Below are 12,053 nucleotides of genomic sequence, written 5' to 3' on the forward strand. Positions count from 1 at the left end.
CTTAAAATCTTCAGCACAAATGAGCCACGCAAAATTTCCGCAGACACTATATCTTAAATTTTCACTACCTTTTTTAAGATGTTATTTCGGAAGCTATCATATATTTTCAGAAAATACAATCCTGTATCCACTTTTGAAATATTTATTGAATTTTGATGTTCATTTTCTAAAACCAATTGGCCCAGTTGATTGTAAATTTCCAGTTTCGAAATTTCGGCAGCTGCCTTAACCGTCAAAACACCCGAAGTTGGATTTGGATAAACAACAAAACCGTCCAAAGCGTTTTCAGGAACAGACAAGGGCCCCAAGTTTTCGTACCAAGCAATTTTATCGTCTCCGCCGGAAGTAGATAATACATCCATATCGCCATCGCCATCAATATCGGCTGCAAACACCATTTCTGCACCATCTGCGTTTAAAGAAATAGTCCGTTCAGTACTAAAACTACCTTGTCCGTCCGTATTTTCATACCAGGCTATCTTATCGTCATCAAAAGAAGCGGAGAGCACATCCACATCGCCATCGCCATCAATATCGGCAGCATATACGGAAATTGCCAAATTCGCATTTGTGGAAATAGCCTGCTGGGTCTGAAAATTGCCCGCGCCATTGTTTTTATACCAAGCTATTTTATTGTCATCGCGTGATGCCGAAAGTAAATCCATATACCCATCACCATCAATATCGGCAGCGTGTACTGAAAACGGACCGTTGGGTAAAAATGTGTCATCAATGATAACGTGATCCTGAAATTGAATTTGGGCAGTTAGGCTACCAAAAATCAAAAGAAACGTAAAGAAGGGTAGTTTTGCACACATAAATTCCTGATTTAATGGTATAAGTTAGTAATTTTTTTGATAGACAAGATTAAAAATCCCACCCATTACCACGTTCACCTGTTTTATATATAAGCAAAAAAACCCCCGCATTGGCAGAGGTTTTTAAAAAATTAAAACAATAAAAAATTATCCCTTCAAGCTCGCGCTTAAATACTCGCGATTCATTCGGGCTATGTTTTCCAAGGAAATTCCTTTTGGGCACTCAATTTCGCAGGCTCCGGTGTTGCTGCAGTTTCCAAAACCTTCCTTATCCATTTGTGCAACCATATTCAATACGCGCTCAGTGGCTTCGATCCTTCCCTGTGGAAGCAGAGCAAACTGGCTCACCTTTGCGGAAGTGAACAGCATCGCACTCGCATTTTTACAAGCTGCCACACAAGCGCCACAACCAATACAAGTAGCTGCGTTGAAGGCCTCATCGGCATCGTGCTTGTTTACGGGAATGGTATTGGCATCTATGGTATTTCCAGAGGTATTCACGGAGATATAACCTCCCGCTTGTTGAATTCTATCAAACGCGCTTCTGTCCACCACCAAATCCTTTATAACCGGAAATGCCTTGGCTCGGAAAGGTTCAATCACAATGGTATCGCCATCGTTGAACATTCGCATATGCAACTGGCAGGTGGTAACTAATCTATCGGGGCCGTGGGGTTCGCCGTTTATTTGCAACGAACAGCTTCCACAGATCCCTTCGCGACAATCGTGATCAAAAACTACGGGCTCCTCGCCCTTGTTAATTAAACCTTCGTTGAGAACGTCGAGCATTTCAAGAAATGACATATCTCCCTCAATACCGTCGATGGGATAGGTTTTCAATTCACCCTTTGCTTTATTATTTTTCTGTCTCCAGATTTTTAGTGTTAACTTCATGTGATTAAAAGTTATGAGTTAAGTGTTAGGCGTTAAGTGTTAAGCGCTAATCACTTTAATTATTGTTTCTTGGCTTTGTTTAAATAATTAATATATCCGTTTAGAATAGCTTTGGTTCTTTCATATATATCTGTCAGTACTCTAACAGAACTTCCTCTTCAATATAATTTTCATCCCTTGCGATGATAACTTGATTTAATGATTCACAAAGGGAACCACGTGCCATTCTGCACGATTGAATATTTTCCTGAAAATGAAACCTTCCATATCCTTCCGAAATATTATCGGAAATTGATCGGGAAGACCGTCTTAATTGGTTTGTCAAGGCAAATTTCTCGTCCGGCGGAAATTTCGGCAAAATTCTTTTGGAAACATAGCGCCTTAATTCCGTTGCCGCTTTCCAACACTCCAAATCTTCAAAAGAATTTATTTGAGCCACATCAATTTTATTTCAAGTTTTCACTCTTAACGCCTAACCCTTAACATTTAACACTTAACTTATTTATAGCTCCGCGACTTCACCTCAATATTCTCATACTCCAATTCTTCCTTGTGAAGCACTTCATTCCCGGGGTCTCCGGTGTATTCCCAAGCGGCAACGTACATAAAGTTTTCGTCATCGCGCAGGGCTTCTCCCTCCTCGGTTTGGTATTCTTCACGAAAATGACCGCCACAACTTTCATTTCGGTGAAGCGCATCTTTCGCAAAAAGTTCACCCAACTCCAAGAAATCTGCCACGCGGGTTGCTTTTTCTAACTCAGCGTTCATTTCGTTCATTCCGCCGGGAACTTTTACATCTTTCCAGAATTCTTCGCGCAGTGCTCTAATTTCAGCCATAGCTGATTTTAGGTCTTCAGCATTACGCGCCATCCCACATTTGTTCCACATAATGTGACCCAATTTCTTGTGGAAATAATCTACGGAGTGTGTTCCTTTATTGTTTACCAATTTCTCCAAAAGTTCGCGAACCTTGTTCTCGGCTTCGTCAAATTCTTTTGTATCGGTTGGAATTTTTCCTGTTTTGATATCTTTTGAAAGATAGTCGCCAATGGTATATGGCAATACAAAATAACCGTCTGCCAAACCTTGCATCAAAGCTGAAGCTCCCAATCGGTTTGCCCCGTGGTCGCTAAAGTTGGCTTCACCCGTAACATAACAGCCCGGAATGGTAGATTGCAAATTATAATCTACCCAAACGCCACCCATAGTGTAGTGCACTGCAGGATATATCATCATTGGAGTTTCGTATGGATTTTCATCTACGATTTTCTCATACATTTGGAAAAGGTTGCCATATTTATTCTCGATAACCTGTTTTCCGAGTTTTGTAATTTCATCCTTGCTAGGATTATGGTTTCCGTGGATTGCTGCCTGCTCCTTTCCGTAGCGCTCAATTGCAGAGGCAAAGTCAAGATATACAGCTTGCCCTGTTTTATTTACACCATAACCCGCATCACAACGTTCCTTAGCAGCACGTGAAGCAACATCACGTGGCACCAGGTTTCCAAAGGATGGATATCTTCTCTCCAAGTAATAATCGCGTTCTTCGGCTGAAAGATCGTTCGGTTTTTTCTTGCCTTGGCGGATAGCCTCAGCATCTTCTTTTTTCTTTGGAACCCAAATTCTTCCATCATTTCGAAGTGATTCAGACATCAAAGTCAGTTTACTTTGATGGTCTCCCGAAACTGGAATACAGGTAGGATGAATTTGCGTGTAGCAGGGATTTGCAAAATAAGCCCCTCTTTTGTGGATTTTCCAGGAAGCGGTAACATTACTTCCCATAGCGTTTGTGGAAAGGAAGAAAACATTTCCATAGCCTCCCGAGGCAATAACCACAGCGTGTGCGGAATGTCTTTCTATTTCACCTGTAACCAAATCGCGAGCAATAATCCCTCTTGCCTTGCCATCCACGATTACCAAATCCAGCATTTCGTGACGGTTGTACGGAGTAATTTTTCCACGATTAATCTGTCGGTTCATTGCGGAATACGCTCCCAAAAGCAATTGTTGCCCTGTTTGTCCTTTCGCATAAAAAGTACGCGAAACCAACACCCCTCCAAAGGAACGGTTGTCCAAATAACCACCGTATTCACGCGCAAAGGGAACGCCCTGAGCTACACATTGGTCAATAATATTTGCAGAAACCTCAGCAAGACGGTATACGTTTGCCTCACGCGAACGGTAATCGCCCCCTTTTATGGTATCGTAAAACAATCTATAATTTGAGTCGCCATCACCTTGATAGTTCTTGGCAGCGTTGATACCTCCCTGCGCTGCAATGGAATGCGCGCGGCGAGGAGAATCCTGATAGCAGAAGGTTTTTACGTTATAGCCCAATTCTGCAAGGGTTGCGGCGGCACTTCCACCGGCAAGGCCTGTACCGACCATTATTACGTCTATATTACGTTTATTGGCTGGGTTTACCAGGTTTATATCGTTTTTATGTTTTGTCCACTTATCGGCTAAGGGTCCTTTGGGTATTTTGGAATCTAATTTCGACATTGCTTTTTCTTTTAGTGGATTTGATTAAAATGAAGGTAAAGGGCAATAAAGATAAAGCCTAACGGAATGAATATTGCGTAAAACTGTGTGAATGCTCTTAGCCCCCTTGAATATTTATTGCTCCAGCCCATACTTTGAAAAGAAGATGAGAAGCCGTGCCAAAGGTGAAGTGCCAACAAAACAAAAGCCAAACAGTACAAACCAGTACGTATGGGGCTTTCAAATTTGTGCACCAATTCAGGATAATAGCGTGTGGCATCCAATGGGTTGCTTTCTACATATTTGTGCACAATTTCCGGAAACCAGAAATCGTAAAAATGAAGTCCTAAAAACGCCAAAATAACAGCACCGCTAATAATCATATTTCGAGAGGCCCAAGTAGAATTCCTGTTTCCTTTGAAAGATTTGTAACTTATCTGTCTTGCATTATTGTTTCTTATTTCGAGTATAATTCCCATAATAAAGTGGAAGACCACGCCGAAAATCAAAACAGGCTGTAGAACAAATTGCACCAAAATGTTATGCCCCATAAAATGTGACCAACTGTTAAAGGTATCTGGGTCAATTACCGAAGTGAAATTGATTGTAAAGTGTTGTGCCAAAAAGAAGACAAGAAATAAGCCCGAAAGTGCCATAGCTACTTTTCGAGCAATTGAAGAGGATAGTATTGCCATTATGGTTTTATTTCAAGAATAGTGACACAAAAATACGATACAAAACCTGAATGCCAAAAATTTAGACCCATTAGGCTGTTATTTAGATTTGTTATACGAAAAAAGCCGTTCATCTAGATGAACGGCTTTTCAGTTTATTGTGAGTTAATGCTTATTGAACGATCAATTTCTTTGTAGCAGAAACTTTATTTTGAGTAACGCTTACCATATAAACACCAGCTTTCAATGAAGAAATATTCAATTCATTACCAGCAACGGTAGTATTGATAACTTGCTTACCTAAAACATCATAAACAACTACGTGCTTTTCTCCAGCAACTGTAGTGTTTATATTAACTCTTCCGCTTGCAGGGTTTGGAGAAAGGCTGAAGTTTGCTAAAGCGTTGTCATTAACGCCAGCAAGATCTGCCAATTCAATTCCAAATAACTGATCTAGTGGAGTACCTTGGCTTACACCAACGATAGCAACTTTTCCAGGAACAACTTCGTCAGAAATAAACAAACCACCAGCGATACCAGTGTTACCAGCAGGTTGGCCAGAAAGGTTGTAATCGTAAACAAGACCAGTAGGAGTTCCACTTGGCAATTGAAGCTGAACAACTAAATCTCCACCTCCAGCAGAGGTTTGGTCGTGAATCCAAAGATATGGGCCACCAGCAGTTACTAAATCAACAGCACCACCATAAATAGTAGTTCCGTGAGTTGCGTAAGGAATTACAGACAATTCATTTCCATCCATGTCAAAAGAAGCGATATCTGAACTAAAGTTACCAGTCCAGAAACCACCATTGCCACCATCAAGAGTTGGGTCAAAAGCAACCATTCTAGCAGTAGCATCGGTAGATGGAGTGATGTTAATTGTATTGTCTATAGTTCTGCTTACAGGATCAATTTGGAAAATTTGTGTTGAAGCTGTACCTATATAAATGTTTGTCCCATCCCAGCTCATAGAACGAGTTCCAGACACACCAGGAATTGTGAAAGTTTCTAAATATAAACCAGTGTTATCCAAAACATGGATTAAGTCTGAAGCCCAGGCTGAAACCCAAAATTGGTCGTTAACAAAGCACACTCCAGCGTTACCTTGTGCGCCAATAGCGGTACCAATATCATAGTTAAAAAGAAGGTCAAAAAGCGCATTTGTGTTCTCAGTGTTTGAGTTGCCTTGAACCACAGGTGCTGCTTCAGCATTTTGTGCATAGTTAGAAACACTAGTTCCTAAAGCAAATGCAATTGAAAGAATAAGTAATTTTTTCATCATAAGTAATTTTTAAATTGTTTAGAAAAACCAAATATATCAATTTATTCAATCAAAAAAACAGTTGAAGCTGATTTATCCATTAATTTTAACACTACGCTATATTTCCCCTTTGGCAGATAATACTTTCCGTTTTCGGCCTTTTTTATTTCTAAATCACTGTTCGTCAGTGTCTTTACCCCTTTTTCTGAAATAGCACAATCATAATTCAATACATTAACACCCCTTGACGCCTCCACGCTAAATTGCTGCAACTCCTTTCCTTCTTCGGTTTTGATGGTGATATTTGCATTGCCTGCTTGGGGACTGTAAAACTGAATCTTGGCTTTCGGCTCATTCACTTCACCCCAAGTGCTCCATTTACTGCCCCAGCGTGGGGAAAAATTTATGGAATCCATTTCTGCAAGTACCAATTCATCCATAGTTTTGGAGTTCAATTTTTGGAGCAGTGAAATATCAGCCATATACAGTGACCTGCCGTGGGTGCCCAAGACCAAATGTTTTGCTTGGGGTTGGATAACCAAATCGTGCACCGCAACGTTGGGCAATTCTTTTGAAAAAACCTCCCAAGTTTCACCACGATTGAAGGAGGCATAGGCACCGTTATCTGTTCCCAAATACAGCAAATCTTGATTCACTGGGTCTTCTTTTATAACATTCACGGGCGAAGCTGGTAGATTGCTGCTGATGTCTTTCCAAGTAGCGCCAAAGTTATCACTTACATACACGTAGGGTTTAAAATCATCCCAACGGTAGCCATTCAGCGTAACGTAAACCCTTTCTTTCTTATGCGAAGAAGCTATCACGCGGCTTACCCATAGATCCTTTGGAAAGGTGTCCGAAATTTTCGTCCAGCTACCGCCCGCATCTTTTGAGGCGTATACCAAGCCATCATCGCTACCGGTGTAGAGCAAGCCAAATTGGAAGGGCGATTCGCTAATACTGGTAAGCGTTCCGTAGGCTACGTTTCCGGGTTTTCCGCCGTTGGTTAAATCTTCCGAAATGGCCGTCCAATCATCGCCTTGGTTCATGCTTCGCATTAATTTGTTTCCACCTAAATAGAGAATGTCCAGATTGTGCGGACTCAGCAGAATAGGTGTTTGCCAGTTGAAACGGTACGGACTATCGCCCAACTCGTGCTTTGGTTGAATGTAAACGGGAGCTCCCCCTTTTCTATTTAATCTATAATAATTGCCAAACTGAAAACCCGTATAAACAATATCGCTGTTTCTATTATCAATTTCTACCTGCATACCATCGCCACCCATAAGGAACTCGTACGGATACTTGCCATCCTGCATCCAACCGGGGTTGGCTTCATAATCGTGTGGCCCTACCCAAACCCCATTGTCCTGCAGACCGCCGTACACATTATAGCTTTTTTGGAGATCCACATTTACGGAATAGAATTGGCCCACTGCTGGGGCATTGTTTTTTATCCAGGTTTTGCCATCGTCATAACTTATGTTTACGCCGCCGTCGTTGCCATTAATTAAATGACCTGACATTTTGGGGTTTATCCATAGGGCGTGATGGTCTACGTGTACATTATCTGCATTGATGCTTTCAAAAGTGTTTCCGCCATCGGCAGATTTTAGGATGGGGACACCGTACACGTATATTTTATTGGCATTGCTGGGGTCTACGTGTATTTTCCCGAAGTAATAGCCGTAGGAATAATACAGATCGTCTAAAAAGCCCTTGTGGGTTTTGTTCCACGTCTTACCGCCATCGATGCTTTTGTAAACCTCAGCGCCTATAACGGGGGTGTCAAAAAGTGCGCTGTTTGCATTCTCTAGATATTTTGCAAGATCTTCAGGTTTTACTGTACCTACGCGGATCATCTGTTTTACATTTTCGGCGCGGTATTTTTCCTGAAAACCGTTCATTTTGAGGAATTGGTTCAATTTTTTATCGTCCAAGGCCAGAAAGGCATCTACGTCCATTGTTTTGAAATCGTCTTTAGTGAGGATATCGGTTTCTTCCTTTTTTTGCTCTTCTTTTCTGTGGAATTGGTTGTCAACAATCAAATACACCGTATTGTCATCTACCACGGCGGTGCCCATACGCCCCATGCCTTTACCTACTGGCAGGCCGCTATTCTCGGTGGAAACCTTGGCCCAGGTACTACCTGCATCGGTGCTTTTATACACGCCGCTGCCCTCGCCGCTGCCGTCAAAATTCCAAGCTTTGCGATCTTTGTCCCAAGCGGTGGCATACATCGTATTGAAATTTTTGGGATTGGCTGAAATTTCAATAATACCCGTTTCATCATTTATATAAAGAGTTTTGCGCCAGGTTTTTCCGCCATTGGTGGTTTTGAAGACGCCGCGCTCATCGTTTGTTGAATACAAATGCCCTACCGCGCCCACAATCACCTCGTCAGGATTGGAAGGGTTTATAAGAATACTGCTAATGTGGTGGCTATCGGTAAGCCCCATATTTTGCCAAGTTTTGCCTTTATCGTCACTTTTCAGCAAGCCGACTCCTGCGTATGAGGAACGGCTGGCATTCACCTCGCCCGTACCTACCCAGATGATGCCGTTTTGCCAATCTACCGCCACGCAGCCTACGTTTTGGGTAGGGCTATTGTCCATAACCGGTGTAAAGGAGGTGCCGTTATTGTTGGTATGCCATAGCCCACCACTGGCATAGCCTACATAAAACTCGATGGGGTTGTTTGGGTTAACCGCAAAATCTACCACCCGGCCGCTCATGATGGTTGGGCCAATGCTTTTAAAGGGCAGGTTTTTAACAGGGGAAGCCGCTGTGAGTTGCGCTTTTTGGGTAATGCCGCTTGCTACGGTGGCGGCGGGGGTTGGGGGTTGTTGCGAAAAGGATACTGCCGTAACAAGGCACAGAACCGAAAGGAGAAGATTGTTCATGGGTTTGTTTTTTTGAAGCGTGGAAGTTAACTAAATAGGGCGGGTTTTGCAATTGTTTAATTTAGCGAAGAGGAGTTAGCGAAGCGGAACTAGCTAAGAAGTTTGAACGACGATGTGGGAACGACGAACGACGAGGTACCAAAGATGAAGTACGAAAGATGAGATGGGACTAGTGGGTTCAAATGGAAAAAATATTTGCGAATACTTATTTGGCGCCACTTGTTTTAGGACGTTTTTAAAGCAGTTTTACTACCATTTTATATTTGTAGGAAAAAAGGGCTGTTTTCTTACATTTTAATGACTTTGCTATGGCTTTGGTATGGCTTTGCCCTGGAGTATCGGTGAATGGGGTTTCGGTTGGTTGTTTTCGGTTGTCGGTTATTTGTTAATGCTTATTGGTTGTGGATTGGTATCATTTTCGTTTTTTGACGATTAGTATTTCGTCGTCTGAAAATTCCATCCAGGCTAAGTCGTAGATATAGTGGAACATTTTGTTGTGGGAGTTAATGTGGAAATGGGTATGGTACATGAAACGGAATTTCTTTTTTTCAAGTACGTTTCTATATACTTTGACTTGTGATTTATTATTCCCGAGTAATTCAGATAGGATGGAATAGTTTCGCTTTAAATAGCCGTTTATTTCTATGGCTGCCTGTTTGGAAGCATAGCGAAGGTGTTTGTGATAGTGATTTTTGCAATAGGTAGAACAGAAAATTTTATCGGTTCGCCCTTTTAGGGGTTTTTGGCATATTTTACATTTTCTGTCCATGTAGTTGCTGCTATCACTGTAAATATACGTTATTGGTTCCTAACGGTTAAACACTTTTATTAAATGAATTGCGCATTAAGTTGGTCTCTATTTTCCTTAATTTTGATATAAACGCAACTCTTTTTGATGATGGAAATTTCTAAAAATCCTGTAATAGTACTGTATACGCCTCGTGCCAATGCTGGGCGCATCAAACTTAAAATTCCATATGAAATGAAGGCCGAACGGGAGGTTTTTAAAAAGCTGAACGGTACTTTTTACCATTATAACCAAAAGCTTTGGAGTATTGTAAATACTGCAGAGAACATACAGCATCTAAAAAGGCTTTTCGGCACTAAACTTAAGATGCAAGCTACGGAAGCCCCTTCTGCGATGCCCAGTTTTGAACCTTCGGAAAAAATTCAGAAGGAACTGGACCGCAACCAAAAAAAAATGGTCTTAAAAGGTTTTAGTCCGGCAACCATTCGCAATTATCAACACAATCTTTTGCACTTTTTCAGGTATTTTGAAACTGCGGAGCTGCGCAGCATTTCAAAAGAACAGATTGAAGGCTATGTGTTTTATTTGATAAGCAAACACCGCATTAGCGAGCAAAAACAGAATCTTGTTATCAATGCCATAAAATGCTATTACGAACATACGCTGGAAATGCCCCGGGAGTACTACAACATTACCCGCCCAAAAAAAAGCAAGGATCTGCCAAATGTGCTGAGCATTGAGGAGGTTATGCAAATAATAAACCACCCGGCAAACTTGAAGCACAAGGCCATACTGCATATAATTTATGGTGCTGGCCTGCGTGTGGGCGAGGTCCTTAGGCTTCGGGTAAAGGATATTCGAAGTGAGGATGGCTATATTTTTATAAAGGACAGCAAAGGCAAGCGCGACCGGCATACGGTATTGAGTCCGGTGCTCTTGGCGCTTTTGCGGGAGTACTACAAACAATTTAAACCCGCTTACTGGTTGTTTGAAGGGCAGGATGGTGGACAGTATTCTTCCAAGAGCATACAGCGCATTTTTAGGAGTGCGGTGAAAGCCACGAATACAAATCCGTGGAGTACGCCGCACACCCTTAGGCACAGTTTTGCCACCCACCTTATGGAGCGGGGTGTAAATATACGCTACATACAGAGTGCCCTAGGCCACGCCAGCACAAAAACGACTGAGGTTTATACCCGAGTTATAGGTATTAACAACAAAACCTTAAAGAGTCCTTTGGATACTTTGTATGAATCGGTTACATTTGATAAATCACAGAACACATGACATGCGCACATGTGCGGGATAGCAGCAATAGGCATGTCGTATATACACATGTTGTGCGTAAGTTAACAACCAACGAAAACCTTGCTTCCATTTTAGTTTACTGCCACTAAAAATGAATAATAATAGGTAATTGAAAATAACGAAATCTGAAATAAAAATATTACTCGGAATTGGGATTCTGATTTTACTAATAGATATTTTACTAATGAAATATTGGATTAGTACGATAAAACCTGACCCATTTATGTCGATAGGAGTTGAATCTTATCGACCTCATATATTTGGAGTTAATATTCTAATAGGAATTATTGTTTTCTTTTTCAAAAAAAGACTTTCGATTTTGTTCTTTGTAAACTCAATAGTATGTTATTTGATTTTTTCATTTTTATGGAATAGTTGGATTGAAAATCATCCTTACTCATCAACTGAATATAGCTTTCAGATTGAGGACAGAAAGTTTATATTGGGAATTGACAAGAATCCAGACCATTTCGGAATTGACGAAATCGTGTCGGAATCGAAAGATTCTTTAATAACAATTGGAATGCACGAAAAAGTTGGAGACAGTTTAAAATTGACAAGTATGCAAGAGAAAATGTATTTTTACAATAATAAATTAATTGGATTTTCGATAAATCCAACTCAAATTGAACTGAATAAAATTGAATAAAAACCTACGCACAACACCGGTAACCGTTGCACAACCCCTTAATTTTTTTAACCTGAACCAATATAAGCCGTTTTAAGCGGCTTTGTTTTTTTGATTGGACTTGAGAATGAGCCAAATTTGGTGCTTTTAAAAAAAGCCATGCTACATTCTGAAGCACTATTTTTGGCAAAAAATACAAAACAAGGCTTTCCGCCCCGCTCTTTGCGCGTTTTTGGATAAACTTGAGGTATTTTTTGAGGTTGTAGGCCGTCGCCGAGAGGTGCATGCATTTGTTGGCCTGTTTGATGCCAATGGTATTGACCTTGCGAAGCCCCATA

The 12,053-nt window shown here is 41.1% G+C and carries 10 protein-coding genes and 1 pseudogene; 2 read left to right on the plus strand and 9 right to left on the minus strand.

From position 1 onward, the window contains the following. Positions 1-53: 53 nt before the first annotated feature. The 8 genes from LS48_RS13015 to LS48_RS13050 all read right to left on the minus strand — a co-directional run bounded on the left by LS48_RS13015 (position 54) and on the right by LS48_RS13050 (position 9,800). On the minus strand, positions 54-818 hold the full coding sequence (locus tag LS48_RS13015; RefSeq protein ID WP_078056440.1) for a T9SS type A sorting domain-containing protein: 765 nt from the start codon (positions 816-818) through the stop codon (positions 54-56). Positions 819-965: 147 nt separating this feature from the next. After that, positions 966-1,712: a succinate dehydrogenase/fumarate reductase iron-sulfur subunit gene (locus LS48_RS13020; RefSeq protein WP_062622938.1), complete on the minus strand. Its 747-nt coding sequence runs from the start codon at positions 1,710-1,712 to the stop codon at positions 966-968. A gap of 133 nt (positions 1,713-1,845) precedes the next feature. After that, positions 1,846-2,151, minus strand: a complete 306-nt coding sequence (locus LS48_RS14980) for a four helix bundle protein (protein ID WP_204376475.1) — start codon at positions 2,149-2,151, stop codon at positions 1,846-1,848. Between the two features lie 59 nt (positions 2,152-2,210). Beyond that, a complete protein-coding gene (locus tag LS48_RS13030; RefSeq protein ID WP_062622940.1) occupies positions 2,211-4,214 on the minus strand; it encodes a fumarate reductase/succinate dehydrogenase flavoprotein subunit in 2,004 nt (667 codons plus the stop codon). A gap of 11 nt (positions 4,215-4,225) precedes the next feature. Further along, the gene (locus LS48_RS13035; protein WP_062622941.1) at positions 4,226-4,888 is read right to left on the minus strand and encodes a succinate dehydrogenase cytochrome b subunit; all 663 of its coding nucleotides are present in this window, start codon (positions 4,886-4,888) and stop codon (positions 4,226-4,228) included. A gap of 151 nt (positions 4,889-5,039) precedes the next feature. Beyond that, positions 5,040-6,149, minus strand: a complete 1,110-nt coding sequence (locus LS48_RS15130; RefSeq protein ID WP_078056441.1) for a T9SS type A sorting domain-containing protein — start codon at positions 6,147-6,149, stop codon at positions 5,040-5,042. A 41-nt stretch (positions 6,150-6,190) separates the two neighbouring features. Further along, positions 6,191-9,031 carry a WD40/YVTN/BNR-like repeat-containing protein gene (locus LS48_RS13045; RefSeq protein ID WP_062622943.1) on the minus strand — a complete coding sequence of 947 codons (2,841 nt, stop codon included), beginning with the start codon at positions 9,029-9,031 and terminating at the stop codon, positions 6,191-6,193. Positions 9,032-9,443: 412 nt separating this feature from the next. Then, positions 9,444-9,800: a hypothetical protein gene (locus LS48_RS13050; protein WP_062622944.1), complete on the minus strand. Its 357-nt coding sequence runs from the start codon at positions 9,798-9,800 to the stop codon at positions 9,444-9,446. 126 nt (positions 9,801-9,926) lie between these two features. On the opposite strand from LS48_RS13050, the gene LS48_RS13055 reads away from it, so the two are divergent. Beyond that, positions 9,927-11,066 (plus strand): tyrosine-type recombinase/integrase, encoded by a 1,140-nt coding sequence (locus LS48_RS13055; RefSeq protein WP_235811037.1) that lies wholly within the window; start codon positions 9,927-9,929, stop codon positions 11,064-11,066. Between the two features lie 130 nt (positions 11,067-11,196). Beyond that, positions 11,197-11,736, plus strand: coding sequence for a hypothetical protein (locus tag LS48_RS13060; protein ID WP_062622945.1), 540 nt, complete (start codon positions 11,197-11,199; stop codon positions 11,734-11,736). 181 nt (positions 11,737-11,917) lie between these two features. Here LS48_RS13060 and LS48_RS15780 read toward each other — a convergent pair. Further along, positions 11,918-12,053: pseudogene (locus tag LS48_RS15780) on the minus strand (transposase); the annotation flags it as partial.

Origin of the sequence: Aequorivita aquimaris (assembly GCF_001573155.1) — a bacterium.
GTDB lineage: Bacteria > Bacteroidota > Bacteroidia > Flavobacteriales > Flavobacteriaceae > Aequorivita > Aequorivita aquimaris.

Excerpts from the sequence above, each read along its gene's own strand:
- LS48_RS13015 (WP_078056440.1), bottom strand. The coding sequence starts at position 818 with ATGTGTGCAAAACTACCCTTCTTTACGTTTCTTTTGATTTTTGGTAGC.
- LS48_RS13020 (WP_062622938.1), bottom strand. The coding sequence starts at position 1,712 with ATGAAGTTAACACTAAAAATCTGGAGACAGAAAAATAATAAAGCAAAG.
- LS48_RS13030 (WP_062622940.1), bottom strand. The coding sequence starts at position 4,214 with ATGTCGAAATTAGATTCCAAAATACCCAAAGGACCCTTAGCCGATAAG.
- LS48_RS13035 (WP_062622941.1), bottom strand. The coding sequence starts at position 4,888 with ATGGCAATACTATCCTCTTCAATTGCTCGAAAAGTAGCTATGGCACTT.
- LS48_RS15130 (WP_078056441.1), bottom strand. The coding sequence starts at position 6,149 with ATGATGAAAAAATTACTTATTCTTTCAATTGCATTTGCTTTAGGAACT.
- LS48_RS13045 (WP_062622943.1), bottom strand. The coding sequence starts at position 9,031 with ATGAACAATCTTCTCCTTTCGGTTCTGTGCCTTGTTACGGCAGTATCC.
- LS48_RS13050 (WP_062622944.1), bottom strand. The coding sequence starts at position 9,800 with ATGGACAGAAAATGTAAAATATGCCAAAAACCCCTAAAAGGGCGAACC.
- LS48_RS13055 (WP_235811037.1), top strand. The coding sequence starts at position 9,927 with ATGATGGAAATTTCTAAAAATCCTGTAATAGTACTGTATACGCCTCGT.